Origin of the sequence: Paeniglutamicibacter sulfureus, from assembly GCF_039535115.1 — a bacterium.
In the GTDB taxonomy this organism is placed as follows: Bacteria; Actinomycetota; Actinomycetes; order Actinomycetales; family Micrococcaceae; genus Paeniglutamicibacter; species Paeniglutamicibacter sulfureus.
The window spans coordinates 3,983,511-4,009,450 of sequence record NZ_BAAAWO010000001.1 but is presented as its reverse complement, the minus strand read 5'-3'; the positions used below and the strand labels follow the sequence as shown (position 1 = coordinate 4,009,450).

Here is a 25,940-nt window from a genome sequence, read left to right as displayed (position 1 = left end):
TACTCAATCTATGTGGCCTGCAACACTGGTTCGTGACCTGGCATACAAAATCCGGATTGCCACAGGCAGTCCCGGGGCACCAATGACCGAGTCGAGCCAGTCCGAGCAGTCCGCTCAAAGAGGAGCACCATGAGCATTGCCCATAGCCAGACGCCGGCCCAGCGCGCCAACCAGCGCCGGGTGGCCTTTGCCACGATCATCGGCACCACCATCGAGTGGTACGACTTCTTCATCTATGCCACGGCTGCGGGCCTGATCTTCGCCGAGCTGTTCTTCAAGCCGGCCGGTGCACAGATCGGCCTGTTGCTCTCCTTCGCCTCGGTGGGCATCTCCTTCCTCTTCCGTCCGCTCGGCGCCTTCCTGGCCGGCCACTTCGGGGACAAGATCGGCCGCCGCGCCATGCTGGTGATCACCCTGATCCTCATGGGTGCTGCAACAACCCTGATCGGCGTGCTGCCGACCTACGCCACGGCCGGGGTCATGGCTCCGATCATGCTGCTGCTGTTGCGCATCCTGCAGGGCATCTCCGCCGGCGGCGAGTGGGGAGGCGCGGTCCTTATGGCCGTCGAGCACGCACCCAAGGACCGCCGCGGCCGCGCCGGGGCCTTCCCGCAGCTCGGTGTCCCGCTGGGCATGCTCCTGGCCTCCGGCGTCATGGCACTGATGACCGGCGTCATCTCCCCCGGTGAGCAGTTCCTGCAGTGGGGCTGGCGTGTGCCGTTCCTCTTGAGCATTGTGCTGATCGTCGTTGGCTTTCTGGTGCGCCGCGCGGTGGACGAATCCCCGATCTTCGAGGAAATCGCCGCCAAGAAGCAGCAGACCAAGGTCCCGATCGTGGAGCTCTTCCGCAAGCACTGGCTCCTCGTCATCCTGGCCGCCCTGGTGTTCGCCGGCAACAACGCCGCCGGATACATGACCACCGGCGGGTTCCTGCAGGCCTACACCACCAATCCCGAGGGACCGATCGGCTTCGAGCGCACCGACGTCCTGGTTGCCGTCGCCTTCGCCGCGGCCATGTGGTTCATCTTCACGCTGCTTTCGGGCTACCTGGCCGACACGATCGGGCGCAAGCGGACCTACCAGATCGGCTTCACGTCCCAGGCCCTGTGCGTCTTCCCGTTGTTCTGGCTCATCAACTCCGCCTCGCTGCCCATGCTGTACCTGGCCTTCGCGCTCTTCGCCGTCGGTTTGGGCCTGGGTTACGGCCCGCAGGCGGCCCTGTACTCCGAGCTGTTCCCGGCATCGGTGCGATTCTCCGGCGTGTCCATTTCCTACGCCCTGGGCGCCATCATCGGCGGCGCGTTCGCCCCGATGATTGCCACGGCCCTGGTCCAGGCAACCGGCACGACCACGTCGGTGTCGATCTATCTCTCGTGCATGACCCTGATTTCACTCACGGCGGTGTCCTTGCTGCGTGACCGCAAGGGAATCGACCTCTCGATCAACAACCAGGCCGAGCAGGAAATCGGTGCCACGATCTTCGACAAGCGCCGCCCGGCACTCGAGTCTCCGGCCGTTCCGGTCAAGTAGCGGACCGAAGACAAGTATCCCCGCGCTCCGCGGGTCCCACCGCCAGACACGAATGGTCGGTGTCCCCCTCCCTATCTGGGAGTCGGACACCGACCATTTTTCGATTGGATCCATGCAGTGAAGCTCGGAACGCGACTGCCTCGTAAATAGCCAGCAGGTTCAGCTCCATGCCGGGGAGCGGCATCGCGGCGTTCCAAGCGCGGCCTTCCAAGCGAAATCGAGATGGCTTCGTCACCGTCCTCGAGTCCGAAGTATTGGCCAGAGCCTGATCCGCCCGGTTTCCGGCCGGCCTGACTAATCAAGGGCAAGCGCTGGACCTGCATATCGCTTCAGGCACGGCCGTTGGGTTCAATCCACGGTGCAAGCACCGCAATGCCAAACGACAGCCGGTCACAACGGTATCTAGCGGGTAGGGCTCATCTGCTTGCCTATCCGGCATGCTTGGAGCGCCGCAGCCGGCCGATCCCGAAAAGCCGTGACGAATCCGTTTTACAGGCCGCAAGAAGACCGCACCCCAACAAACGCATTGCCCCCGGAGCCGATCAATCGGATCCGGGGGCAATGCGAAGTATTCAGTGAGGGCCGCCAAGCCGAGCAATCTCTCGACGACGTCAGTATCCGCCTACTTGTAGGGGCGGAACTCGCCAACCATCGGGCAGTCAAAGGGGTCGCGCGCCGAGAGGCCGACCTTGTTCAGGTACGTGATGACCTGGGCGTAGGACTGGGAGACCGAGGTGACCGTGTAGGGGACCTTGAGCTCGTGGCAGTATTCGCGCACGATCGCAGCCACGCCCGCGAGGTTGGCGCGGGGCATTGACGGGAACAGGTGGTGCTCGACCTGGTAGTTCAAGCCGCCGAAGACGTGTGAAAGGACGCGGTTGCCAAAGGTCGTACGGGCCATGACGTTGCGGCTGGTCAATACCTGGCGTGAGAAGAAGTCGATGCGCGACTCCTTGGGAATCAGCGGCATGCCCTTGTGGTTCGGAGCGAACGAGGCACCCATGTACACACCAAAGACGGCAAGCTGAACGCCAATGAAGGCCGAGGCGATGCCCACCGGGAGGAAGATGTAAATGGCCGCCACATAAAGGGACAACCGGATGATGATGGAGATGATCTCGCGCCTGCGATCCTTGACTCGCTCGCTCGTGAACAAATAGATCATGGAACGCATATGCAGGTTGAAACCCTCAAGGGTCAGCAGCGGGAAGAACAGGTAGCCCTGGCGCTCGGTGATCCATTTCAGGAACCCCTTCTGCTTCTGGGCGTCCTCCGTCTGGAACGAAATGGTGTCCCACTCGATATCCGGATCCTTGCCGACCGTGTTGGGCATGGCATGGTGCTTGTTGTGCTTGTTCATCCACCACTGGTAGCTGATGCCCACCACGAAGTTGGCCAGAAAGCGGCCGATCCTGTCATTGGCCGGGCCCGAGGTCAGGATCTGGCGGTGCGAGGCCTCATGGGCAAGAAATGCGAACTGGGTCAGGATGACACCAACGGCAGCGGCAATGAGCAGCTGGTACCAACTGTCCCCTAGCAGAACAAAACCGGTGACGGCTCCGCCAAGCATGGCCACAAGGACGCTGATGAGCCCCAGGTAGTGGCCTTTGCGGCGGCCCAGCAGGCCAGCGTCACGAACGCGGATTTTGAGGTGGCGGTAATTGTTGGCTCCGGCCGAACCACGCGATACACGTTGTTCCGGGGCCGAGGGGGTCAAAGTGGAACTCATACTACTCAAGGGTCACTCCCGGTAAACGGTTAGGGCGGCGGTTTCAGTCGCAAGAACTGAAAATCTCGGTTCCTATCTACAAGAGCTTACGTGCTACGCATGTGAAATGCCTGATCGTTGCGCATTGACACCAATTAGCTGAATTCATTTTCGGGCATGGACTGTGCATGATCATGCGGCAATCCGCCCCTGGCCCCGTCGTTCCGGGACTTTTCCCAGGCTCGATCAAATCCCTACATATAGCCGAAAGGGCATATGTGGGCTATGTCATGCCCCCAATAAGCAGGATTCGACCGAGCCGAACCACGGGTCCTTGGACCCGCGGTTGTGCTCGGTCGGAGTTGTTGCCGGGCCTATTTCCGGTTGGCCCGTAGCACCTCGAGCCGCTGCCGGTACTCGGTTTCATCGATTTCACCACGTGCATAGCGCTCGCGCAGCACGCCTTCGGCGCCCATGGGGTCGCCCTGGACACGGTGGCGCCAGTACATGCGGCGGCTGAAGAAGATAAAGAATCCAATGAGCAAGATCCAGAAGAGCGGGAACAGGAAGAACCATACGGGGCCATGTCCCGGTCCCCAGACGTGGGCTGGCATGGATGCAAGTGCCGGAAGAATCGCGGTTGTCATGATGGGTTGCTCCTCAAAGAGTGAATAGCGGGATTCCGAGGCTCTATGCCTCATGTATCCACTTTCACCCTTGGGAATCCTTCGCCGCATCGGCCAGGTGGAGACACCTAGGGGTCCGGGGCGTACTCCGGCCGGTGCAGGCGCGGGTGGAGCCGGGATTAGTCGGGATTCCGTCGGGAGGTCTGCGGAGCGGGCTGTGCACCGGGGGTGATGAGTCCGCTTTCATAGGCGATGACCACGAGCCCGGTCCGGTCGCGCACTCCCATTTTCCCGATGATGCGTGAGACATGGGTCTTGGCGGTCAGCGGGGTGATGAAAAGCTCCTCGGCGATTTCGGAGTTGCTCTTGCCCGTGCCGATGAGCATCAGGACCTCGCGTTCGCGTTCGGTCAGCACGTCGAACGCCGCCGGTTGCCGCGACGTCGGCACGGGCTTGGTGGCGGCAACTTGTGCCAGCAGCTTTCGGGTCACCGAGGGCGAGAGCAGCGAGTCCCCCGCCGCGACGATGCGCACGGCCGCGATGAGCTCCTCGGGTTCGGTGTCCTTGACAAGGAACCCGGAGGCGCCGGCCCGAATGGAATCGAGGATGTAGTCGTCTAGTTCGAACGTCGTGAGCATGATGATCCGGGTGTGTGCAAGCGACGGGTCCGAGGCGATGGCCGCAGCGGCAGTGATGCCATCGCCCTGGGGCATGCGGATATCCATCAGCACGATGTCGGGTTCCAGGGCGCGCGCCTGTGCAAGTGCCTGCACGCCGTTGGAAGCCTGACCAAGCACCTGCATGTCGTCCTCGGCCCCCAAGAGCGCGGAAAATCCCGCCCTGATCAGCGATTGGTCATCAACGACGAGAATGCCGATCATGTGGCTCCCTGGTGTCGGTTCGGGGGGTGTCGGGGTTTCAGTCATGCGGCTTCCCGGGTGCCGGCAGCCAGGCATCGATGCGCGTTCCGACCCTGCCCGCTCCGCCGGCTCCTCCGGTGGTGATGGTGAGCTTTCCGCCCTGGGCGCCCAGGCGTTCGCGCATCCCGCCAATCCCGTTGCCCTCGTCCCCGGTGCCCATGCCGATCCCGTTGTCCGTCACGGCGACCGCGGCATGCACGTCATCAAGTTCGACGGCCACGGTCACGCGGCTGGCCTTCGCGTGCCGCACGATGTTGGTCAGGGATTCCTGCACCACCCGGTAGAGAATGTTCTCCACGCGCTCATCGATCCATTCCGGGGGCGGCAGCACCGGCGGGGTAAAGGAGATGGTCAGGTTCGCTCCGCGGACCCTCGCGATGAGTTCGTCGAGTTGCTCCAGCCGTTGGCTGGGAACCCGCGGCGCGTCTTGTCGCAGGACGGCAAGGACGTCGCGGACCTCGGAGAGCGCGTCCTTGGAGCCGGTCTTGATGTTTTCCAGTGCTGCGAGCATCCCGGAGGTGTCGCCGTCCTTCTTGGCCAAGTGCAGCGCCACGGAAGCCTGTACGTTGATCATGGACAGCGAATGCGCCACAACGTCGTGGATGTCCCGTGCCAGCACCAGGCGTTCCTCGTCGCGCTGGTGCCTGGCCCGCTCGTTGGCTGCCCGACGGAACTCGTCGCGGCGGGCTTTGGCACTGCGCCCCAGCTCCCCTGCCAACAGGACGACTATCAACCACACGAGCACGAAGAGGACCGGGGTGCTTTCCCCCTGTTGCAGGGCAAGCAGCAGGAACACGATTCCGGCGGCCGCGGCACTCCCCCAGGCCCACCAGCGGGCTCCGGCGAGGACGGCAAGGACCAACCCAATGGCAAACGACACAGGGAACGGACCCCAGGGGAAGCCTGCCACGACGTAGCCCACGGTCACCACCCCGATGCCGGCAACCATGGGACCGGGCGCTCGGCGGCGCAACAACAGCAGGGCCGGGCCCGCCAGCAGGAGCAGTACCGCGCCCCACGGCAGGGACTCGTCAAACCGCCGTGCGGCGAAGTGGGTTCCGATCAATTGCACGACCGCCACGGCCACCGGCAGGATGCCCAGTGGAGGACGGCGTCGGTTGATCATGAGACGAGACTACTCGTTCTCACTCTCCGCAATCATCCGGCCGTGGCCGTAGGCACGCATACTCCGCCGGGAGTACGAACCGCCGCCTAACCCGCGGGGTTGTCCTAGTGAGTGCCCGCCAGGATCACGTCAAACCCCTGGCAGGTCAGGATCCAAGGCCGGACGTCCGCATTCAGGGAGCAGTCCTTCGTCTCAATATTCGTTTCTGTCGGGAAGCCGCTGTTGGGTGCCTCCACATACATGTTGGGCGAGTCCGGAACCCAGACGGACACAATGTCTTGGTCGCCAATGCTGCGGTCAAGGAGTACCCGCTGTCCATTCGGGGCGGTGACCGAATCCATCGCGCCCATCCCGGCGCCGAGCATGGCAAAGAAGAGCACCAAAATCCAAAACAGTAGCAGCACGGTACCGGCAGCCAAAAGCACGAGCTGCACGAGAACGAACAAGGCATTGCTCCGGATTCGTGAAACCGGCGGTGCGATCAATAGAACCAACGCGGTTCCCAACGCCAAGCCGCCGAGCAGACACGCAAGGACTGCGAACTCTCCGTCATGCCAGCCCGCGTATAAGACCAGCCGGTTGCCTGCCCCATCATGGAATGGCCGATCGAACAGCCAACCCATCACCGCGAAGCAGGCCATCGCGAACACCGTCAGACCGATGACCCACCGGATACGCACCGAGATGGTGGGCCGCGAAGCGGATGAGGTGTCAGGGGTCATGGCGACCATCGTATGCAGGCAAGCCAACGATTGCCTGGCAAATGACAAACGGCCCGGGCGTTCCGTCCTTCACTTGAAGGACGGAACGCCCGGACCGTCGTTGCTTGGTGGCGAACCGGTTAGATTCCGGCAGCGCGCTCCGCGGATTCGACCACATTGGCCAGCAGCATGGCGCGGGTCATCGGCCCCACGCCGCCCGGGTTCGGGGAGATCCAGGAGGCAACCTCATGGGCTGCAGGTTCCACGTCGCCGGTGACAACGGCCTTGCCGTTCTCGTCATTGACGCGCGAGACGCCCACGTCCAGCACGATCGCGCCGGGCTTGAGGTCCTTGGCCTTGATCATGTGCGGCTGGCCGGCTGCGGCGATGACCACATCGGCCTCCGCCAGGTGCTGGGCCAGGTCCTTGGTACCGGTGTGGGCCAGCGTGACCGTCGCATTGACGTCGCGGCGGGTCAGCAGCAGCCCGATCGGACGTCCGATGGTCACTCCGCGACCGACGACCAACACGTTCTTGCCGTTCAGGTCGATGTCGTGGCGAGCCAGCAGCTCAACGCAGCCCTTGGGGGTGCACGGCAGCGGCGAGGTCATCGGGCGGTTGACGTTGGCGACCAGGCGGCCCAGGTTCATCGGGTGCAGGCCGTCGGCATCCTTGGCCGGGTCCATGGCCTCGAGGATGACGTCCTGGTCGATCTGCTTGGGCAGCGGCAGCTGGACGATGTAGCCGGTGCATTCCGGGTTCTCGTTCAGCTCGCGGACCTTGGCCAGCAGCTCGTCCTGGGTGGTCTCCTCGGGCAGGTCCACGCGGATCGACTTGATGCCGACTTCGGCGCAGTCCTTGTGCTTGCCGCCGACGTACCAGGTCGAGCCCGGGTCGGATCCGACCAGGATGGTGCCCAGGCCCGGGGTGACGCCGCGCTCGGCGAGTTTGGCCACGCGTTCGGTCAGTTCGGCCTTGAGGGCCTTTGCCGTTGCCTTGCCGTCAAGAATCTGTGCAGTCATGTGTTTGTGGTGCTCCGTTTCAAGAGTTAGTTCCCGTGCGCGCATGGTGCGGGCGGTGTTCGGTGGCCGGCGGCCGTTTACCAGTCTTCGAGACCCTCATAGAGCGGGAAGGCCTTTGCCAGGGTGTTCACGCGCTTGGCCAGCGCGTCCTTGTCAGCCTTCTGTCCGTCACGCAGTGCCTCGCCGATGATGTCGGCGACTTCGGCGAAGGCAGCGGCGTCGAAACCGCGGGTGGCCAGCGCCGGGGTGCCGATGCGCAGGCCCGACGTGGTCATCGGCGGGCGCGGGTCGAACGGCACCGAGTTGCGGTTCACGGTGATGCCGATTTCATGCAGCAGGTCCTCGGCTTGCTTGCCGTCCAGCTCCGAATTGCGCAGGTCCACCAGGACCAGGTGCACGTCGGTGCCGCCGGTGAGCACCGAGACGCCCGCCGCGGTGACATCCTCGGCGGTGAGGCGCTCGGCCAGCAGCTTGGCACCTTCCAGGGTGAGCTCCTGGCGTGCCTTGAATTCCTCGCCGGCTGCGATCTTGAAGGCAACCGCCTTGCCGGCGATGGCGTGCATCAGCGGCCCGCCCTGGTGGCCCGGGAAGACGTTGGAGTTGATCTTCTTGGCCAGTGCCTCGTCGTTGGTCAGGATCAACCCCGAGCGCGGACCTGCAAGGGTCTTGTGCACGGTGGAGGTCACCACGTCGGCAAAGGGCACCGGGTTGGGGTGCAGTCCTGCCGCGACCAGGCCGGCAAAGTGGGCCATGTCGACCCAGAGCTTGGCGCCGACCTCGTCGGCGATGGCACGGAAGGCGGCGAAATCGAGCTGGCGCGGGTAGGCGGACCAGCCGGCGATGATGACCTGCGGCTTCTCGGCGATCGCCTGGGCACGAAGCTTGTCCATGTCCACGCGGAAGGTTTCCGGGTCGACCTCGTAGGCGGCAACCTTGTAGAGCTTGCCGGAGAAGTTCAGCTTCATGCCGTGGGTCAGGTGTCCGCCGTGGGCCAGGGAAAGGCCAAGGATCTTGTCCCCGGGTTCGATCATGGCCGAGAGGGCAGCGGCGTTGGCGCTGGCGCCGGAGTGCGGCTGGACGTTGGCGAACTTGGAGCCGAAGAGGGATTTCACGCGCTCGATGGCCAGGTTCTCGGCCACGTCCACGTGCTCGCAGCCGCCGTAGTAGCGGCGGCCCGGGTAGCCCTCGGCGTACTTGTTGGTCAGCACCGAGCCCTGGGCCTCGAGCACCGCGCGCGGCGCAAAGTTCTCGGAGGCGATCATTTCCAGGGTGTCGCGCTGGCGGCCAAGCTCAAGCTTCAGGACCTCGGCGATTTCCGGGTCGAGCTCGGCGAGGGATTGGTTGGTCACGGGATTCTTGCTCATGATGTTGAACTCCAGTGGGTGAGGGTTGTTCTTCGGGCAGGGTCACATTGCGAATCATTCAACCCCCGGACCCAGGCGCGCGGTCCGTGGTTAGCTCATGTGCCGCTCCCCGGTGGTTCACCCCACCCAACGCCAGTTGCGACACCCTTCGATATTAGTCGGAATAGGCCCGCGGGTCAGACTGTTACACCGGGTGACACTTGAATCTTCAATTACCACGTCCTCAAGGAGGGCCAGCCGACATGCAGTCCATGGGTGAGCAGTTGCGTACGGTCGTCATTGGTGCAGGCCAGGCGGGACTTTCCGCGGCGCACCACCTGCGGCGCAAGGGCTTGGTCCCCTTTCAGGACTTCGTGGTGCTGGATGCCAACGAGGGCCCCGGCGGCGCGTGGCGCCATCGCTGGGACTCGCTGACCTTTGACCGCGCCCACGGATTGCACTCCCTTCCCGGCATGGAATTGGACACACCCGCCCCATCCGAACCAGCCTCCGCGGTGGTCACCCGCTACTACGGGGACTATGAATCGGCGTTCGCACTGCCGGTGATCCGGCCCTTCAAGGCCAAGACCGTCACCGGCTCGCTGACCGAAGGCTTCACCATCATCTCCACCGACGGCCGCCAGGTCCACGCCGCTACGCTCATCAACGCCACCGGAACCTGGGACAAGCCGTACTGGCCCTACTACCCCGGAGCACGGGAGTTCGCCGGACGCCAGTTGCACACCCACGACTTCGTGGCGCCGGAGCAATTCCTGGGCAAGCGGGTGCTGGTGGTCGGCGGCGGGACCAGCGCCGCGCAATTCCTGCTGCAGTTCGCCTCCTTGGGCATCGACACCCTGTGGTCCACCCGACAGGCACCGCAGTGGCGGGAAGCACCCCAGAACAAGTCCTGGGGCATCGAGGTGGAGATGAATGTCAACAGCCGCACCCGGGCGGGCCTGACTCCGAGATCCGTGGTCTCGGTAACGGGACTTCCGCTCACTGATTTCTACCGCGAGGGCATCGACTCCGGTGTGCTGGTCTCCCGTGGCGGGATTGATTCAATTTCTGCCCATGCCGTTACCTTCACCGACGGAACCACCGAGGACGTCGACGTCATCCTTTGGGCCACCGGGTTCCGGGCCTCGCTTGACCACTTGGCTCCGCTGGGCCTGCGCGAACCCGGCGGCGGCATCGTCATGGGCGAGGACTCCGTCACCGTCGACAAGGTCCCCGGCCTCTTCCTGGTGGGCTACGGCGCCTCAGCCTCCACCGTCGGGGCAACGCGCGCTGGCCGGGCCGCAGCTGTTGCCGCGCAACGGCTGCTGGATGCACCCGTCGCGGCGGTCGGTGCCGACTAGAAATGCTTCATTTAACTGCAGGATTCAGCCATGGCGAGGGCTGCCTGTAGCGTAATCCCCGTGAGCACCAACGATTTCATTGTGTCCCTGTCATGCCCCGACCGCCCGGGCATCGTCCATGCCGTCTCGGGAGCGTTGCTGAGCGCCGGTTGCAACATCACCGAGTCGCAGCAGTTCGAGAGCCCGGAGACCCACAACTTCTTCATGCGCATCGCCGTGGCCACCGGCCAGGATCTCGAGACCGTGCGCGGATCACTGGGCCCGGTCAAGGAACGGTTCGGGATGGAGCTGAAGGTAACCGCCGCGGGTTCCCGGGTACGCACCATGATCATGGTGTCCAAGGAAGGCCACGCCCTCAACGACCTGCTCTACTCCCAGCGTGCAGGGACCTTGCCGGTGGATATCCCGGTCATTGTCTCCAACCACCTGGATCTGAAGCCCATGGCCGATTTCCATGGCATCGAATTCATCCACATACCTGTCACCGCTGCGACCAAGGCCGAGGCCGAGGCCCGGTTGCTGGCTCTGGTTGACGAGCACGACATCGAGCTGGTGGTGTTGGCCCGCTACATGCAGATCCTGTCGGATGACTTGTGCCGCGCACTGAACGGCCGTGCCATCAACATCCACCACTCGTTCCTGCCATCTTTCAAGGGGGCCAAGCCCTACCACCAGGCGCACGCGCGCGGCGTGAAGATCATTGGCGCCACCGCCCACTACGTGACGGCTGACCTGGACGAGGGACCGATCATCGAGCAAGAGGTCATCCGCGTGGACCATGCACGCACCGCCGAGCAGTTCGTGGCGATGGGCCGGGATGTGGAGGGCCGCACCTTGACCCGGGCAGTGGCCTGGCATGCCGAGCGCCGCGTCATGCTCGACGGCTACCGCACCGTCGTCTTCTCCTAGTCTGGCGGGCCGGCACCAGTACCTGGTGCCGGCTTTTCTTCCCAGCCCCTTTCGGCGCTGGCCCCAGGTAGCTGCTAAGGAAGTGCTACTGCTCAGCGGCCCACTGGTCATGTTCGTCCAGATGCTGGCGTTCGCTGGCCTCTGGTTGGGTCCCCGAATCGGCCAGCTGTTGCATGCGCCCCATCAGGTCCACGGCAACCGTCCAGGTTTCCAAGGTGGAGGGTGGATTGACGCCAGCGGCCCTGGCGATCTTGTTGCGCCATTTGTTGCTAAAGCCCAAAACCTGGTCACCGCCGATGTCCCGGTCCCAGAGCCAGCGGGCCAGTTGCCTGGCCTTAAGCATCCTGTTGGCCTCGGCGTGGGCGCCATGGCGGAAGGGATCGACCACGGTGCTCACCGCGGCCGGGGCGGAATCGACCGATGTCTCTTCGGCCACCACGGGCTCGAGAACGTCGGGCTCGATGTCCGGCAGGCCCACCGCCACGATTTCCGGACTGGTGTCGATGGAGTGAACCGCTGACCTGATGATCCCGTTCAGTCGTTCCAGGACCTCGGCCGGGATATTCTCCGACTGCTCCTCAAGTGTGTGCCGGAGGGCCGCGACCATTTGCTCGTATACCTCAACCTTGTGCTGCGGCCACATCGTCCCAGCTGCTCCCGTTCTTTTGCATCCGAACACCGTCTCAGGTTCCGCAGCCCCAAGGCGCGGAGCCGAAGGACAACACTATCCGGTTGCCCAAGGCCGTGGCCACCGCATGCCGTCCCCACGCCAACCAGCCAAGCCCCGTTGGCAAGAATGCCGGCCCACGGCCTCGTCCATGTCATTGCCCGGACTTCCGCATCCGCAGGGTGCCACCATCAGCCGAACCGATGGATGACCACGGGACACCTCCGTGGCCCGGGCCTCGAAAATTCCCGAAAACGGCTTCGCGCCTTGTTGTGTCGCACAGCCAAAATGGGCGCAGGGCACAGGCTACAGTGGGTGTCATGGCCCACATCATCACCATTGACTCGATCACACCAACCGTCGACCCCACCGCTTTTGTGGCACCGACGGCCACGCTTTCCGGGGACGTCTCCATGGCCGCAAACACCAGCGCCTTTTACGGCGTCTCGGCCCGCGGGGACTCGGACACCATTACCGTCAAGGAAGGCACCAATCTCCAGGACAACGTGGTCCTGCACGCGGATACCGGTTTTCCCTGCACCATCGGCGAGCGCGTCTCGGTGGGCCATTCGGCCGTGGTCCACGGCGCCACCGTGGGCAACGACTGCCTCATCGGCATGAGCGCGACCATCATGAACGGTGCCGTCATCGGGGAGAGCTCCCTGGTGGCCGCAGGTGCGCTGGTGCTCGAGGGAACGCAGGTTCCCCCGCGCTCGCTGGTTGCCGGGGTCCCGGCCAAGGTCCGCCGCGAACTGAGCGACGAGGAGGTGGAAAACCTGAAGGAAAACGCCGCCCACTACCTGGTGCTGGCGGCAAAGCACCGTGAGGCCAACGCCTCACGCTAGGTCCACACCCGCCCACGAAATAGGGAGCACACAAGCGATGGTCAGTTATATCCAGGCACCACCCACCGCACACCCGGGAGCCCCCTCGCCCATCAAGGCCACGGGCCGCACACTGAACTGGGGCGTCGTTTCCACCGGACGCATCGTCGGAAGGGTCATTGCCGACCTGCAATCACTCGAGGACGCCAACGTAATGGCGGTGTCCTCGCGCAGCGAGAAACGCGCCCGCGCCTTCGCCGACGAACATGACATCGAATGGGCCTACGGCTCCCACGACGCCATGTTTGCCGAGCCGGAAATCGACGCCATGTACATCGGCACCCCGCACGGGCAGCACTTTGAGATCGCCATGTCCGCGCTGAAATCCGGTAAACACGTGGTCTGCGAAAAGTCCCTGACCGTCAATGCGGACGAGGCCCGCGCCCTGGTCGCCGAGGCCCATGAGCGCGATCTTTTCCTCATGGAAGCCGTCTGGTCCCGCTTCACCCCGGCGTTTGGCCGTGCCCTGGACATCTTGGAATCCGGCGAGCTCGGGGAACCTTCCTGGGTCCAGGCGGACCTTGGTTTCCTGGCCCCCTACGACCCGACGTGGCGGCTCTACGATCCGGCTGCCGGCGGCGGTGCCCTGCTGGACATGGGCGTGTATCCCCTCACCTGGGCCATCGGCGCCTTCGGTTTCCCGACCTCGGTGCAGGCCAGCTGCGACCTCAACGAGGACGGCGTGGACATCCAGACCGCCATCACCCTGGGCTACTCCGGCGTGCGCCATGCCCAGCTCATGGTATCGCTGACCAGTTCCCCCACCAAGGAAGCGCGGATCGCCTGCACCAATGGCTGGCTGGGGACCAACGCTCCGCTGCACAACCCCACGAAGCTCTTCATCCACCCGGCCGACGGCCCGGCACGGACCGAGGTCTTCGAGCCCGTGGGCGAGAACTTCACATTTGAATTCCGCGAGGCGACCAGGTGCATCCAGCAGGGGCTCAACGAATCCCCCACCATGCCCTGGGAACACTCGATCAACACCATGGCCATCTTCGACGGGATCCGCCACCAATTGGGAATCCGCTACCCGAACGATCTCGTCGCGAGGTAGACCGGTCAGTAGTGCCATAACAAGGGTTTCGTGGTGCCGGAGGATCCTCCGGCACCACGTAACCCTTTCTTCATGCTCGAAAGATCCAGGTGGGCGAAGCGATCGCCTGCAGGCTGTCCGTCCCCCTCCGGATCCCACGCATACATCGGTTCCGATCAGTTTCGCCACGTACTCGGGCAGGCGGCATGCTGCGGCGAACCGTCTCCTACGCTGGTTCCCAGACGGCCAGGACCTGGCGCAGCCGCGGATCGTTATCTGGACGCATATCCACCAGTGCTGCCTGGCGGATGCTGACTTGGTCCCCGGGAAACAGCCGTGTGGCGGCATGGGTGACGTGCGGGCGGTAATTCGAGCGGTTGTGCTGGGCGCCGGGCAAGTGGACCTGCGGTCCCAGCGCTTCCAGTGCGTCAATATGGAGCCGATGCAGCGCCGGCTCCGGTTCCACCAGCGAGACCGGCACGGACGCGTTGCGGCCGAACTGCGCATCCGGGCCGATGCGCAAGCCAAAGCCCAGCCGCGCCGGCAGCACACCGTCGAACCTGGAGCGTACGACGTCGGCGGTTTCCCGGGTGTCGAAGCGCACCAAGGTGATGTGCAGCGGCCAGCCGGACCGGGGGAAGACCAGACCGGCCTGCACGGGTAAGACAAAGGCAACGAGGACATATGCGCCCATGGTTCAGGATAGGCACACGGTCCCGGATTCCGCAGGGCCTCGAGTTGCCGGTGACGACGCCGAAAGGATCCCTAGGCCCGACGATTATCGTCCGGCCTAGGGATCCTTGTGTGACTACGGGCTACCGATTACTTGGCCGCAAGCTGCGATTCTGCGTCGAACGCTGCGTTCTTGGCGCTGCTGCGGCGCCAGTAAGCGGCGATGAAGGCGCCGGAGAGGTTGTGCCAGACCGAGAACACTGCGCCGGGCAACGCGGCTTCGGGGGTGAAGTAGGTCTTGGCCAGACCCGAGGCCAGACCCGAGTTCTGCATGCCGACCTCGATGGCCATGGTGCGGCGGCTGGCAATGGGCTGCTTGAAGAGCTTGGCGGTGCCGTAGCCCAGCGCAACGCCGCCGGCGTTGTGCAGGATGACTGCCAGCAGGATCAACAGGCCGGCACTGAAGATGGCGGCGGCACTGCCGGCAACCACGATGAGCACCACGCCGGTGATGGCGAGGACCGAGACCCAGGGAAGGGCGGGGAGCATCTTGGCGACCAAGCGCGGCAGGATCACACGCAGCACCAAGCCCAGGACCACCGGGATGAGGACGATCTGCACGATCGACTTGGCCATTGATCCGGCGTCAACCGGAAGATACTGGCCGGCCAGCCACAGCGTCAGCAGCGGGGTGAAGATGGGGGCCAGCAGGGTGGAGATCGAGGTCATGGTCACCGAAAGCGCAACATCACCCTTGGCGAGGTAGGTCACCACATTGGAGGAGGTGCCGCCCGGCGCGCAGCCGACGAGGATCACGCCGGCGGCCAGGGCCGGAGGCAACTGAAGAAGCATCGCAATGCCCAGGCCCAGCAGCGGCATGATCACGTACTGTGCCGCAACACCCAGGAACACCGGCAGCGGCTTGCGCACGACCATCGCAAAGTCGGGCAGCGTCAGGGTCAGGCCCATGCCGAACATGATGACCATCAGCAAGGGGTTGATGGCCTTCGAGAACCCACTGAAGGTTTCCGGGGTCAGCAGGGCAATCGCCCCGCCGGCCAGGACGAGCAGCGGAAAAAGCGTCACGGCAATCTTGGCACTGCGCTCTTCGGCGTCCAGTCCGGGCTTGGGTTGTACGTTTCGATCAGTTGACATGAAAAAATGGTCACAAATTGATCAAGCAATGTCCAATCGGATCACCAGTTCGTCCAACATCAGCCATTCGTCGCGGATAAACCGCCGCTTATCGCATCTTCCGGGGTTCATGTGACTGGGCTCGGTCATGCAAGGGGGCACAACCACTAGCGGCAGGAGCGGACCGGCTGCCAGATGCCGGCCCACTCCTGCCCGCTCCGGCACAGCGGGAACTCCCATACCCGCCGTCCCGTTGGTTCCGGTTCCGGCGATCAAGCACGGTACCCGGTCATGCGGTGTTCCTTCGCGGCCCCCTCAGACCAGGCGCGGGAACACCGCAAGCCTTTTCTCAAGCGGCTCGCTGCAGCGAGGCAGCTCGCGCCGCGGCCAGCCCCAGCTGAAGGTCCGCGATGAGGTCCTCCACCTGCTCGATGCCCACCGAAAGCCGGACCAGGTTCCGCGGCACCGCCAGCGGGGTGCCGATCACCGAGGCGTGGGTCATTTCCGCGGAGTAGCAAACCAGCGACTCGACCCCGCCCAGGGACACGGAGAGCGCAAAGAGCTTGGTCGATTCGGCAAACGCCCGAGCGGCCGCCTCCCCTCCGGCAAATTGCATCGAGACGATCCCGCCAAAGCCGTTGGACTGTGCTTTGGCCAGTTCGTGGCCGGGATGGGTTTCCAGGCCCGGATAGAGCACCGTCGAAATTTCCTCCCGACCCTGGAGCCAGTCGGCAATGGCGGCAGCGTTGGAACAGTGGCGCTCCATGCGCAGCCCCAGGGTCTTCAGCCCGCGGGCCGCCAGGAAGCAGTCCTGCGGACCTGCCACCGCTCCCCCGGCAAATTGCTGGAAGCCCACGGCCTCGGCGAGCTCCTGGCCGCGGAATGCCCGGTCGGCCACGACCACTGCGCCGCCGAGCACATCCGAGTGCCCGCCGATGTACTTGGTGGTCGAATGCACCACAACGTCGGCGCCCAAGGTGAGCGGGCGCTGCAGGAACGGGGTGGCGAAAGTGTTGTCCACAACCAGCAGTGCCCCTGCAGCGTGGGCGATTCCGGCCCAGCCCGCGACATCCGCGATGCCCAGCAACGGATTGGACGGGGTCTCCACCCAGAGCAGCGCGGTCTTGCCCGGTTGCACGGCGGCCTGGACCGCCGCGAGGTCGGTGATGTCCACGGGGGTGTTGGTGATCCCCCACTTGCCGTGCAGGCGGTTGATCAGCCGGTTGGTGCCGCCGTAGCCGTCGGAACCAAGGACGATGTGGTCCCCGGGCTCGAGCACCGCGCGCAGCAGCGCATCCTCGGCGGCGATGCCGGAGGCGAACGCAAATCCTGCGTGGCCCGTTTCCAGGACGGTGAGCTGGGTTTCAAATCCGCTGCGGGTCGGGTTGGAGCCGCGGGAGTATTCGTGCCCGTTGCGCAGCACGTTGATCCCGTCCTGGACAAAGGTGCTGGTCTGGTAGATCGGCGGGATGACCGCGCCCGTCAACGGGTCCGGTTCCTGGCCGGCGTGGATGGCCTGGGTGTTGAAGCCGTGGTTGGTGGTGGTGCCCATGGTGACTCGTCCCTTTCTCTAGGCGTTGATGGTTTCGCGCGGCGTTGCGGCCGGCGTGGTGGATGCGGCACCCAGGGGATCGAGGGCTCCGAGCAGGTCCGCCACCAGGTCGGCGGCATCCTCGAGCCCGGCGGAGATGCGCAGCGTGCCGGCTTTGATCCCGGCGGTCGCCAATTGGGAGGCGTTGAGCCGGCAATGGGTCATGGCCGCCGGGTGAACCACCAGGGAGCGGGTGTCCCCGATGTTCGCGGCCAGGGCGAAGAGCCGAAGCGAATCGACCAGCCCCGGCACTGCAGCCGGATCCTTGAGGTCGAAGGAGAACACGCAGCCGGTGCCCCGGGGGAAGTCGCGTGCAGCAAGCGCGTGGTCGGGATGGGTGTGTTCCGAGGGGTGGTGGACCGTGGCCACCGCCGGGTGCGCTGCCAGCGCCCGGGTCAGGGCCAGCACGTTGCCCTGGGCCTTGGCCACGCGCAGGGAAAGCGTCTCGATGCCCGTGAGGATCGCCGCGGCGGAGGCAGCAGGGAGCGTGGGACCCAGGTCGTGCAGGAACTTCGAGCGCAGCAGCATCAGGTAGGCCTTGGACCCGTAGCGGTCCAGCAGCGAGTCCCCGTAGTAGCGCGCCCGCGGCGCGGCAATCTGCGGCCAGCGGGCGGCATCGGAGAAATCGAAGGTGCCCGCGTCAATGACCAATCCCCCAAGAACCGATCCGTGACCCGCCAGCGCCTTGGTGGCTGAGTGCACCACCACGTCCGCCCCGAAATCGATGGGGCGGTAGGCGGCCGGGGTGGCCAGGGTGTTGTCCACGACCACCGGCACGCCCGCGGCGTGGGCCACCTCGGTGATGGCGCGCAGGTCCACCAGGGTGATCAGCGGGTTGGAGACGGACTCCAGCAGGAAGCCCCGGGTCTTTTCCGTGATGGCCGCGGCCCAGGCCGCGGGGTCGGCAGGGTCCACAAAGCTCACGCTCACGCCGAAGTCGGCGAAGGTGTCCGTGAGCAGGTCCACGGTGCCGCCGTAGAGCTTGTTGGAGGCCACCAGGTGGCCCGGGCCCTGCAGCAGCGCCAGCAGGGAGATCGCGACGGCAGACTGCCCGGTGGCGGTGGCAATGGCGCCGATCCCGCCCTCGAGGGCGGCTGCACGTTCCTCCAGCACCGCGACGGTCGGGTTGCCGGTGCGCGAATACGTGTAGCCCGGTTCCCTGAGCGCGAAGAGCTTGGCGGCAGTGGCGTAGTCGGGGAACTGGTAGGCGGCGGAGTTGTAGATCGGCACGGTCATGGGGCGGTGCGGGGCGGACGGGGCGTACCCGGAGTGGATTTCGGTGGTGGCGTTGCGCCAGGTGCTGGAGGCCATGATCGTGCCTTTCGGGCCGAAGGTAAGTCGAAGCGTGGTCGGTGAGGGAGGCACGGGGGCGGCACCCGTGATGGATGCCGCCCCCGCGCGGCGGTGCTAGACGGTGGCACCCAGGGTGGCGCGGGCGGCGACCGCGGCTTCCACCAGGTTGGCCAGCGAGGCCTCGGTTTCCGCATAGCCGCGGGTCTTCAGGCCGCAGTCGGGATTGATCCACAGCGCCTTGGCATCCAAGGAGGCCAGCGCGATGTCGATGAGCTCGGCGACCTCGGCGGTGGAGGGCACGCGCGGGGAGTGGATGTCGTACACGCCCGGGCCGATGCCGCGGGAGTAGCCGAACTCGGTCAAATCCGCTGTGACCTCCATGCGGGAGCGGGCTGCCTCGATCGAGGTGACGTCCGCATCCAGGGCGTCGATGGCCTCAATGATCTCGCCGAACTCCGAGTAGCACAGGTGGGTGTGGATCTGGGTGGCATCGGTGGCCCCGGAGGTCGCCAGGCGGAAGGAGTCAACGCTCCAGCCCAGGTACTTGGCCTGGTCGGTGGCGCGCAGCGGCAGCAGTTCGCGCAGGGCCGGCTCGTCGACCTGGATGATGCCGATGCCCGCGGCCTGCAGGTCGGCGATCTCATCCCTCAGGGCCAGGGCCACCTGGTTGGCGGAGGTGGCCAGCGGCTGGTCGTCGCGGATGAAGCTCCAGGCCAGGATGGTCACCGGACCGGTGAGCATGCCCTTGAGCGGCTTGTTGGTCAGCGAGGCGGCGTAGGAAATCCACGGGACGGTGAAGGCTGCCGGACGGGAGACATCCCCCCAGAGGATCGAGGGACGGGTGGCCCGGGATCCGTAGGACTGCACCCAGCCGTTCTCGGTCTCGGTGAAGCCGTCGAAGTTCTCGGCGAAGTACTGGACCATGTCGTTGCGCTCGGCCTCGCCGTGCACCAGCACGTCCAGGCCCAGGCGTTCCTGAAGCTGCACGACACGCTCGATCTCGGCCTTGAGGAAGACGTCGTAGGCGGCGTCGTCGATGGTGCCGGCCTTGTGCGCGGCGCGGGCGGTGCGGACCTCGGAAGTCTGCGGGAACGAGCCGATGGTGGTGGTCGGCAGCGGCGGCAGTTCCAGGGCGCTTTCCTGGGCGGCTTTGCGGGTCTCGGCGTCGGAACGGGAGAAGTCGGCGGTGGTGAGGTTGGCCAGGCGCTCGCGCACCGAGGCCACGGTGGTCCCGGCGAATCCGGCGCGGTGCGCGATGGCCGATTCGGCGGCCGAGAGCTGGGCGGCGATCGCGGACTCGCCCTCGGCCAGGCCCTTGGCCAGGGTGATGACCTCGGCGACCTTCTGGTTGGCGAAGGCAAGCCAAGTGGGCAGGTGGGCCGGCAGGTTCGCTTCCTGGGCCACATCGTGCGGGACGTGTTGCAGCGAGGTGGCGGTTCCCACGGCCAGGGTGCCGCCTGCCTTTTCGACCTGGGTGCGCAGCGCGGCGAGCGTGCCCAGCGAGGCTGCAAGGTCGTTGCGCCAGATGTTGCGCGAGTCCACGATGCCCGCGACCAGGGTGGAGCCGGCCAGATCGCCCAGGAATTCGGCGGTGGGCAGGGCGCCGCGGACCAGGTCGGCGTGTACTGCATCGACACCGGCGCGGGCCAACAGGCCCTGCGCGGCGCCCGGGCGGGTGATGTCCCCGGCGGTGCCGTAGCCCAGGCTCACGAACAGTGCGGGACGCTCGGTGGCGGCGGCCAGCTTGGAGTAGACGGTTTCGGCGAGCGCGCCGGGGACGGCCAGCGCGGCGCCGCGGTCGGTGACCAGGGCCGGCTCGTCCAGCTGCACCCACGGTGCGCCGGCGGCGGCCAGGGCGGCAAGGATCTCGCCGTAGGCGTTGACTACTTCGTCAATGCGCGACAGCGGGTCGAAGCCGGCCGGTGCACCGTCCTCGGCCTTGGCCAGCAGCAGGTAGCTGATCGGGCCGACCAGGGTGGGGCGGATGGTGTTGCCCTGGGCGGCGTGTGCCGCGAAGGACTCGAGAAGGACGGCGGCGTTGGCCTTGATCGGGGTGGCCTCGCCGATTTCCGGGACCAGATAGTGGTAGTTGGTGTCGAACCACTTGGTCATTTCCAGCGGGGCGCGGGATTCGTCGCCGCGGGCCAGGACGAAGGACGCGGCGGTGTCGATGGCGCCGTTCTCGCCTGCCAGGTCCGCGAAGCGGGTTGGCAGGGCCGAGAGCGCGACGGTGGCCTCGAGCACCTGATCGTAGTAGGCGAAGTCGCCGGGCAGCGAGGCGTCATCGGGCTTGAGCCCGAGACCGGTGAGCTTGGCCAGGTTGGCGTTCTGCAGTTGGCGGGCCGCGGCGTGCAGCGTCGCCTCATCGGTGCGTGAGGCCCAGTGCGCTTCGAGGGCCTTCTTGAGCTCGCGGTTGGGCCCGATGCGCGGGTAGCCGAGGATGGATGCTGCCGGGAAGGATGGCTTCGTCATGATGGTTCTCCTGTTGTTCTGGCGTGGTGGAAAGGTGTGTGGGCCTACACCGCGGCGCGGGTGGCCCAGGTGTTGCTGGCCTGCGCGCGGGTCCGCGGCAATTCGAGCTGCTCGATGACATCGAGGGAGCCGCGATGGTCGTTGAAGGTGTACAGGTGCACGCCCGGTGCCCCGTCGTCGAAGGCCCGTCGGGCCAGGGTGACTGCGGCGTCCACACCGATGCGGTGGCGCTCGGAATCCGAGCCGGCGGTTTCCAGCGCGTGGGCCAGGATCGGGTCCGGGGCAATCCCGGCCATCGAGGCCAGCCGGTTCAGGCGCCTGACCGAGTTCAGCGGGATGACGCCGGGGATGATCGGGATGGTGACCCCGGCGCGGCGGGCCGATTCCACGAGGTTGGTGTACTCATTGGCACGGAAGTAGACCTGGGTGATGGCGTAGTTGGCCCCGGAGCGCTCCTTGGCCAGCAATACCTCCACGTCGTGTTCGAAGGACGGGGATTCGGGGTGCCGGATCGGGTAGGCGGCGACACCCACCCCCAGTCTTCCCCCGGCCAGGGCGGCCGAGTGGTCGGCCTCGACCTCGCGGATCAGCTCGATCAGGTAGCGGGCGAAGGGGAATTCGCCGCGCCAGTCCTCGGGGTCCGTCGGCAGGTCCCCGCGCAGCGCCAGCACCCCGCGGACCCCGAGGGAAACGAAGTGGCGGATCAGGTTCTGCAGGGATTCGCGGCTCTCCCCCACACAGGTCAGGTGGGCCAGCGGGCGCAGGCGGGTGTTCTGGATCAAGTGCTCGATCAGCTCAAGGGACGCGTTCCGCCGTGCCGGGGACCCCGAATAGGTCACCGACACGTAGTCAGGATCCGTCGTCTCCAGGGCCGCGATGCTGTTGAAGATTGCCTCGGCGGCGTCGCGGTTCGCCGGAGGGTACAACTCATAGGACAGTGACGGCGGTGCGGCTGTCGTTCCAATACTCATGCTTGTCTCCTCGTCGATTCGAGGGAGGCATCAGGGATCGCCACAAAAGCCCCAGGGATCCGTCACGGATTTCCTGCGGCGATGGTGAGTGAACGCTGAAGCGGCTCCATCGCTTCTGGCAGTAGCACCCTCGCCGACGGGGTCCCAGGGAACGGACTCCATCGGATGATGGTTGCTGCGGCGTCAACGAGCCAGATCTCTCAGCCGCTCTTGATGGTTGATGTATTCATCTTGGAACAGGTTCGAGGGCACGTGCAAGGAGCGTGCCGGCACAGCCGTCACGAAGGGCAAAATCACTTCATGTGTCCACACGGCGTCATTTTCCCTGGTCCGCCGCGGTCACATTGTTACGGCCGTCCATTCGCGTTTTTCGTTTCATCCTCGGGGATTTCCGGCACCGGCATGACGTCGCGGGACTTCCGTGAAGCCAATGTGACGCGAAGGAGTGGCGTGCTCGCGACCGGTTTCCGGTGCCGGGATCCGAGGGTGGGGGAATGGTTTTCACCCGTGGTGCCACGGTCTTGACGGACTGCCGGGGCGGAGTTGCGACCCCACCGCGATGACCCTGATCCCTTTTTCGTGAAGCCGCTCCCCCTGCGCAGGGGGTTACTCGCCGGACGAGGCAGTACTTTTGTGCCCTTCGCGGATCGGGGCATCGTTCCCGGGGTTGCCCTGGCGGCGAGTCCAGTTCAGGCCGGAGAGCGACACCGCCAGGACAGAGGTAAGCACCAGGGCGGCGGCGGGAGCGGCGACCGTCCACGGCGCCCTTTCAACGTAGTTGATTCCCTCGGCCAGGATGAGCCCCCACTCGGGGGTGGGCTGCCGGGGCCCCAGCCCCAGGAATCCCAGCGAGGCCAGCGCCAGCGCGATCCCGGGAATCCGCAGCATGGCGTGCCTGAACACCGGACCAAGAATCGCCGGCAGGACATACCTGAACAGGATCCGGGCCGGGCCCACGCCCAGCACCGGGAGGATCTTCACGAAAGGCCGGGACCGCGCTTCCTGTCCCAGGGCCGCCGCGTGCGCCGCCAGCGGTGCCCAGCCCACCAATGCGACCGCGATCGCGGCGCCGAGCAGCGACGGGCCGGTGGCCACCGCGACCATCAGGCCCACCAGGATCGGCGGGGCGGCGTTGGCGACCTCCACCGGACCGGTTGCCGCATGCGGAAACAGCCCGATGACCAGCCCCAGGACCAGGCAAACCAGCACCACCAGCAGGGAAGTCCCCAAGGTCGACAGCGCACCATGCCCCACCCTGGCCAATAGGTCGCGTCCGCTGGCATCGGCTCCGAAGGGCAGGGCCAGGCTCGGGGCAGCCAGCCTCGCGTGCTCGGACGCGAACGGGTCGCGCAACAGTCCGGCTACGACCAAAAGCACCAGCGCCAAGGCCACGGCCAGCGGCAGGAGCATCTCCCGCCGGCAGGTGAAGCGCATGGTCTCCGGCGCCGGAACCGTACCGGAGCGAAGTGCCCTGCCCAGCAACAGCAGGCGCACCGCAGCGCAGGCCGAACCCACGATGACGGCCAGCACCAACAGCGCCAGCACCCCGGCTTGCAGGGCCGGAATGTCCTGGGCGCTGGCGGCGCCCAGGATGGCCCGGCCCAAACCGGGGATCGCGAAGACCTTTTCCACAGCCACTGCCCCGCCGGTCAACCCGATCAGGACCAGGCCGACTTGGCTGGTCACCGATGGCATGGCCCGGCGCAGCACGGCCGCGGTGAGCTGGCCGCGGCGCGCCCCGGAGAGCCGCCAGGTCGCCACCCACTTCTCCGCGAAGGCGGCGCTGATGGCTTCGGAGGCCAGGCGCCCGATCAGCCCGCCGGCGGGCAACCCGAGGGAAAGCGCCGGCAGCACCGCGTGGTGCAGCCCCTGCCAGCCGTAGGGCGGGAACCACCCCAGCAAGACGGCTCCGACAATCAGCAGCATGGCGGCCAACAGGAATTCCGGCAGCGCCGTGATTCCCGCCGCAACGGCCCCGGATCCGCTGCCCGGCTTTCCGGCCAGACCGCGCGCCACCGCAGGGACGCACAGCAGCACGGCCAGAACTGCCGCCACCGCCACCGCGCATCCCATCAGGGTCAACGAGACGCCCAGGGCGGAGACAGTCCCGGGACCCACCGGGGTGTTGGTGATCCACGAGGTTCCCAGGTCGCCGTGGGCCACCCCGCCGGCCCAGGCCAGGAAGATCGCCACCGGGCCGCGGTCCAGGCCGAGCTCGTCGCGGATCATCGCCAGGGTTTCCGGTGTCGCTTCCCGATCCGCATAGCGGGCACGCAGGATCGTGTATTCGGGCTTGCTGCCCGATAGCCACGGCAGCAGGCCGATCACGACCGTCACCGCGGCAAGGGCCAGCAGGCGGGAAAGTGCGTTGATTGCCGGGGCCGTGCGTGCCATCAGTCGGCGATTCCCGTGCGGTTGGTGATCAGCGCACGTTCGCGGGGGTCGCGCTCAACATCGCGGACCCTGGCCGATTCGCCCTGGATGACGCGTTCGTGCAAAAGCGGCACTGCCGCGTCCTTGGAAAGGATCAGCGCCTCGGCGGCGGCAATGGCGGCCCGGCGTTCCCCACCGGGTGCCACGGCCGCGGCCTTGGCCAGGGCCGCGTCGACCTCGGCATCGCAGAACTGCGAGATGTTGAACGATCCCTCGCAGGAGAAATCGCTGTACATGTAGGCCACTGGGTCCCCGGAATCCAGCACCGTGGCGCGGGAGAGGATGAAGGCGTCGAACTTCCCGTCCAGGGCGTCGGCCTCGATGTGCTGGTATTCGCGCACATCCTGCTCCACGACAAAACCGGCGGCCTCGAGCTGCTGTTCCAGCGCGACGGCAACCTCGGGTAGTTCCGCCCGGTCGGTGAAGGTGCCCAGCGTGATCTTGGTTCCCTTCACAACGGAGGGCGCTGCACGGTTCCCCAGCACCTCGGTGTAGTTTTCGTTCGCGCGTTCGGCTGCCGCCCAGGGCAGTGCGGGGCCCAGCAACCCCTCGGCGATGTCGGCACGGCCCTCGTAGACCCGTTCGACCACGGTGGCCCGCTCGATGGCTTCCCGCGCCGCGGCCCGCACGGCCGGATCGGCAAAGGGGCCGGTGTCGTTGTTCAGGTAGAGGGTGTTGGTCCTGGGCATGGGAACTTCGTGGACCAGCGCGGGATCGATCTGGGCGACCTGTCCCACGGGGATGGTTTCCACGATGTCGGCGTTTCCGGTGCGCAGGGCCGCTGCGCGGGCGGTGCCGTCCGGGACGAATTGGACGTCCACCCCGGCGGCGGCGGCAGGTTCGCCCCAATAGCCATCAAAGCGGTCCAGGGTTGCGGAGCTGGTTCCGTCGAAGGAGGAAAGCACATACGGACCGGTGCCGGCCCCGGTCGGGACGACGACTCCGCCGGACTTGTAGGCAGAGGCCGCCAGGATGGACAGCTGCGGGCTGGAAAGCCGTTGCGGCAGCAGCGGGTCGGCAACCTCGGTGGTGACCACGACGGTGTTGGCGCCCTCGGCCTTGATGCCCAGCTCGACGCCGTCGAGGATGCGGGGCTTGGGGCTGGCATTCGCCGCGGTTTCCAGCGAAGCGGCGACCTGTTTGGCGGTTAGTGCGGTTCCGTCGTGGAATTCCACGCCCTGGCGCAGTTCGAAGGTCCAGGTCCTCTCACCCGTTTGCTCCCATGCGGTGGCCAGTGCGGGCTGGGCCTCTCCCACCTCGTCGAGGACCACCAGGGTCTCTGCCGCCTGCCAGCGGGAGAGCTTGAAGGCGTCATCGCTCAGCGGGGTCAGTCCCGAACGCGGCGGTTGCATCATGGCCACTTTGATGCGGGTGTCGTCTGCGGCGGCGCCCGCGTCGCCCGCGGCGAAGCATCCGCTCAGGGCCAGTGCCAGGGTAGAGGCCAGCACTGCTGTCGCGGCTGCTTTTGGGCGTGGAAGAACCATCTCGGTCTTACCTGTCTTTCGTGGTTGGGTGGTGACTGGATTTCGGGAAAGAGGGCG

21 protein-coding genes and 2 riboswitches are annotated in these 25,940 nt (G+C 66.0%); of the genes, 5 read left to right on the top strand and 16 right to left on the bottom strand.

Going from position 1 to position 25,940, the window contains the following annotated elements; genetic code table 11:
- Nucleotides 1-129 precede the first annotated feature (129 nt).
- Nucleotides 130-1,530: an MFS transporter gene (locus ABD687_RS18175; protein ID WP_310289195.1), complete on the top strand. Its 1,401-nt coding sequence runs from the start codon at nucleotides 130-132 to the stop codon at nucleotides 1,528-1,530.
- A 622-nt stretch (nucleotides 1,531-2,152) separates the two neighbouring features.
- Here the strand turns inward: ABD687_RS18175 and ABD687_RS18170 are convergent.
- The 7 genes from ABD687_RS18170 to glyA all read right to left on the bottom strand — a co-directional run bounded on the left by ABD687_RS18170 (nucleotide 2,153) and on the right by glyA (nucleotide 8,997).
- The gene (locus ABD687_RS18170) at nucleotides 2,153-3,259 is read right to left on the bottom strand and encodes a fatty acid desaturase family protein (RefSeq protein WP_377700316.1); all 1,107 of its coding nucleotides are present in this window, start codon (nucleotides 3,257-3,259) and stop codon (nucleotides 2,153-2,155) included.
- 353 nt (nucleotides 3,260-3,612) lie between these two features.
- A complete protein-coding gene (locus ABD687_RS18165; RefSeq protein WP_302262837.1) occupies nucleotides 3,613-3,885 on the bottom strand; it encodes an SHOCT domain-containing protein in 273 nt (90 codons plus the stop codon).
- 158 nt (nucleotides 3,886-4,043) lie between these two features.
- On the bottom strand, nucleotides 4,044-4,745 hold the full coding sequence (locus ABD687_RS18160; protein WP_310289200.1) for a response regulator: 702 nt from the start codon (nucleotides 4,743-4,745) through the stop codon (nucleotides 4,044-4,046).
- A gap of 37 nt (nucleotides 4,746-4,782) precedes the next feature.
- The gene (locus tag ABD687_RS18155) at nucleotides 4,783-5,910 is read right to left on the bottom strand and encodes a sensor histidine kinase (protein ID WP_302262838.1); all 1,128 of its coding nucleotides are present in this window, start codon (nucleotides 5,908-5,910) and stop codon (nucleotides 4,783-4,785) included.
- 104 nt (nucleotides 5,911-6,014) lie between these two features.
- On the bottom strand, nucleotides 6,015-6,632 hold the full coding sequence (locus ABD687_RS18150; RefSeq protein ID WP_264268318.1) for a hypothetical protein: 618 nt from the start codon (nucleotides 6,630-6,632) through the stop codon (nucleotides 6,015-6,017).
- A gap of 119 nt (nucleotides 6,633-6,751) precedes the next feature.
- A complete protein-coding gene (locus ABD687_RS18145) occupies nucleotides 6,752-7,633 on the bottom strand; it encodes a bifunctional methylenetetrahydrofolate dehydrogenase/methenyltetrahydrofolate cyclohydrolase (RefSeq protein WP_264268319.1) in 882 nt (293 codons plus the stop codon).
- 77 nt (nucleotides 7,634-7,710) lie between these two features.
- Nucleotides 7,711-8,997 (bottom strand): serine hydroxymethyltransferase, encoded by a 1,287-nt coding sequence (gene glyA, locus ABD687_RS18140; protein WP_302262839.1) that lies wholly within the window; start codon nucleotides 8,995-8,997, stop codon nucleotides 7,711-7,713.
- A gap of 62 nt (nucleotides 8,998-9,059) precedes the next feature.
- Nucleotides 9,060-9,147, bottom strand: a riboswitch (ZMP/ZTP riboswitch).
- A 92-nt stretch (nucleotides 9,148-9,239) separates the two neighbouring features.
- Between glyA and ABD687_RS18135 the strand changes: the two genes are divergently transcribed.
- Together ABD687_RS18135 and purU are read left to right on the top strand one after the other, a co-directional pair.
- Nucleotides 9,240-10,337 carry an NAD(P)-binding domain-containing protein gene (locus ABD687_RS18135; RefSeq protein ID WP_310289204.1) on the top strand — a complete coding sequence of 366 codons (1,098 nt, stop codon included), beginning with the start codon at nucleotides 9,240-9,242 and terminating at the stop codon, nucleotides 10,335-10,337.
- Nucleotides 10,338-10,397: 60 nt separating this feature from the next.
- A complete protein-coding gene (gene purU, locus ABD687_RS18130; RefSeq protein WP_264268323.1) occupies nucleotides 10,398-11,246 on the top strand; it encodes a formyltetrahydrofolate deformylase in 849 nt (282 codons plus the stop codon).
- Nucleotides 11,247-11,331: 85 nt separating this feature from the next.
- Here purU and ABD687_RS18125 read toward each other — a convergent pair whose 3' ends face one another.
- Nucleotides 11,332-11,853 (bottom strand): hypothetical protein, encoded by a 522-nt coding sequence (locus ABD687_RS18125; RefSeq protein WP_310289209.1) that lies wholly within the window; start codon nucleotides 11,851-11,853, stop codon nucleotides 11,332-11,334.
- Nucleotides 11,854-12,233: 380 nt separating this feature from the next.
- Between ABD687_RS18125 and ABD687_RS18120 the strand changes: the two genes are divergently transcribed.
- On the top strand, nucleotides 12,234-12,758 hold the full coding sequence (locus ABD687_RS18120; protein ID WP_310289211.1) for a gamma carbonic anhydrase family protein: 525 nt from the start codon (nucleotides 12,234-12,236) through the stop codon (nucleotides 12,756-12,758).
- Between the two features lie 37 nt (nucleotides 12,759-12,795).
- Nucleotides 12,796-13,854, top strand: a complete 1,059-nt coding sequence (locus tag ABD687_RS18115; RefSeq protein ID WP_310289213.1) for a Gfo/Idh/MocA family protein — start codon at nucleotides 12,796-12,798, stop codon at nucleotides 13,852-13,854.
- 205 nt (nucleotides 13,855-14,059) lie between these two features.
- Here ABD687_RS18115 and ABD687_RS18110 read toward each other — a convergent pair whose 3' ends face one another.
- From ABD687_RS18110 to ABD687_RS18075, 8 genes are all read right to left on the bottom strand, one after another.
- Nucleotides 14,060-14,527 carry a 2'-5' RNA ligase family protein gene (locus ABD687_RS18110; RefSeq protein WP_310289215.1) on the bottom strand — a complete coding sequence of 156 codons (468 nt, stop codon included), beginning with the start codon at nucleotides 14,525-14,527 and terminating at the stop codon, nucleotides 14,060-14,062.
- A 128-nt stretch (nucleotides 14,528-14,655) separates the two neighbouring features.
- Nucleotides 14,656-15,660: a bile acid:sodium symporter family protein gene (locus tag ABD687_RS18105; RefSeq protein WP_310289218.1), complete on the bottom strand. Its 1,005-nt coding sequence runs from the start codon at nucleotides 15,658-15,660 to the stop codon at nucleotides 14,656-14,658.
- A gap of 328 nt (nucleotides 15,661-15,988) precedes the next feature.
- Nucleotides 15,989-17,191 (bottom strand): cystathionine gamma-synthase, encoded by a 1,203-nt coding sequence (locus tag ABD687_RS18100; protein ID WP_310289220.1) that lies wholly within the window; start codon nucleotides 17,189-17,191, stop codon nucleotides 15,989-15,991.
- A gap of 18 nt (nucleotides 17,192-17,209) precedes the next feature.
- Entirely contained in the window at nucleotides 17,210-18,541 is a 1,332-nt protein-coding gene (locus ABD687_RS18095) for an O-acetylhomoserine aminocarboxypropyltransferase/cysteine synthase family protein (protein WP_310289223.1), read from the bottom strand.
- Nucleotides 18,542-18,637: 96 nt separating this feature from the next.
- Nucleotides 18,638-20,995 (bottom strand): 5-methyltetrahydropteroyltriglutamate--homocysteine S-methyltransferase, encoded by a 2,358-nt coding sequence (metE, locus tag ABD687_RS18090; protein WP_310289225.1) that lies wholly within the window; start codon nucleotides 20,993-20,995, stop codon nucleotides 18,638-18,640.
- Between the two features lie 44 nt (nucleotides 20,996-21,039).
- Nucleotides 21,040-21,966, bottom strand: a complete 927-nt coding sequence (locus tag ABD687_RS18085; protein ID WP_310289229.1) for a methylenetetrahydrofolate reductase — start codon at nucleotides 21,964-21,966, stop codon at nucleotides 21,040-21,042.
- 103 nt (nucleotides 21,967-22,069) lie between these two features.
- Nucleotides 22,070-22,186, bottom strand: a riboswitch (SAM riboswitch).
- Nucleotides 22,187-22,572: 386 nt separating this feature from the next.
- Nucleotides 22,573-24,360 carry an ABC transporter permease subunit gene (locus ABD687_RS18080; protein ID WP_310289231.1) on the bottom strand — a complete coding sequence of 596 codons (1,788 nt, stop codon included), beginning with the start codon at nucleotides 24,358-24,360 and terminating at the stop codon, nucleotides 22,573-22,575.
- On the bottom strand, nucleotides 24,360-25,883 hold the full coding sequence (locus ABD687_RS18075; protein WP_302262851.1) for an ABC transporter substrate-binding protein: 1,524 nt from the start codon (nucleotides 25,881-25,883) through the stop codon (nucleotides 24,360-24,362). Before ABD687_RS18075 ends, ABD687_RS18080 begins: the two co-directional genes overlap by 1 nt.
- Nucleotides 25,884-25,940: the final 57 nt, after the last annotated feature.

Excerpts from the sequence above, each read along its gene's own strand:
- ABD687_RS18105 (WP_310289218.1), bottom strand. The coding sequence starts at position 15,660 with ATGTCAACTGATCGAAACGTACAACCCAAGCCCGGACTGGACGCCGAA.
- ABD687_RS18080 (WP_310289231.1), bottom strand. The coding sequence starts at position 24,360 with ATGGCACGCACGGCCCCGGCAATCAACGCACTTTCCCGCCTGCTGGCC.
- ABD687_RS18165 (WP_302262837.1), bottom strand. The coding sequence starts at position 3,885 with ATGACAACCGCGATTCTTCCGGCACTTGCATCCATGCCAGCCCACGTC.
- ABD687_RS18145 (WP_264268319.1), bottom strand. The coding sequence starts at position 7,633 with ATGACTGCACAGATTCTTGACGGCAAGGCAACGGCAAAGGCCCTCAAG.
- ABD687_RS18125 (WP_310289209.1), bottom strand. The coding sequence starts at position 11,853 with ATGGTCGCGGCCCTCCGGCACACACTTGAGGAGCAGTCGGAGAATATC.
- ABD687_RS18095 (WP_310289223.1), bottom strand. The coding sequence starts at position 18,541 with ATGGCCTCCAGCACCTGGCGCAACGCCACCACCGAAATCCACTCCGGG.
- ABD687_RS18170 (WP_377700316.1), bottom strand. The coding sequence starts at position 3,259 with ATGAGTTCCACTTTGACCCCCTCGGCCCCGGAACAACGTGTATCGCGT.
- ABD687_RS18175 (WP_310289195.1), top strand. The coding sequence starts at position 130 with ATGAGCATTGCCCATAGCCAGACGCCGGCCCAGCGCGCCAACCAGCGC.
- ABD687_RS18160 (WP_310289200.1), bottom strand. The coding sequence starts at position 4,745 with ATGATCGGCATTCTCGTCGTTGATGACCAATCGCTGATCAGGGCGGGA.
- ABD687_RS18150 (WP_264268318.1), bottom strand. The coding sequence starts at position 6,632 with ATGACCCCTGACACCTCATCCGCTTCGCGGCCCACCATCTCGGTGCGT.
- ABD687_RS18100 (WP_310289220.1), bottom strand. The coding sequence starts at position 17,191 with ATGGGCACCACCACCAACCACGGCTTCAACACCCAGGCCATCCACGCC.
- ABD687_RS18075 (WP_302262851.1), bottom strand. The coding sequence starts at position 25,883 with ATGGTTCTTCCACGCCCAAAAGCAGCCGCGACAGCAGTGCTGGCCTCT.
- ABD687_RS18155 (WP_302262838.1), bottom strand. The coding sequence starts at position 5,910 with ATGATCAACCGACGCCGTCCTCCACTGGGCATCCTGCCGGTGGCCGTG.
- metE (WP_310289225.1), bottom strand. The coding sequence starts at position 20,995 with ATGACGAAGCCATCCTTCCCGGCAGCATCCATCCTCGGCTACCCGCGC.
- glyA (WP_302262839.1), bottom strand. The coding sequence starts at position 8,997 with ATGAGCAAGAATCCCGTGACCAACCAATCCCTCGCCGAGCTCGACCCG.
- ABD687_RS18115 (WP_310289213.1), top strand. The coding sequence starts at position 12,796 with ATGGTCAGTTATATCCAGGCACCACCCACCGCACACCCGGGAGCCCCC.
- ABD687_RS18120 (WP_310289211.1), top strand. The coding sequence starts at position 12,234 with ATGGCCCACATCATCACCATTGACTCGATCACACCAACCGTCGACCCC.
- ABD687_RS18135 (WP_310289204.1), top strand. The coding sequence starts at position 9,240 with ATGCAGTCCATGGGTGAGCAGTTGCGTACGGTCGTCATTGGTGCAGGC.
- ABD687_RS18085 (WP_310289229.1), bottom strand. The coding sequence starts at position 21,966 with ATGAGTATTGGAACGACAGCCGCACCGCCGTCACTGTCCTATGAGTTG.
- ABD687_RS18110 (WP_310289215.1), bottom strand. The coding sequence starts at position 14,527 with ATGGGCGCATATGTCCTCGTTGCCTTTGTCTTACCCGTGCAGGCCGGT.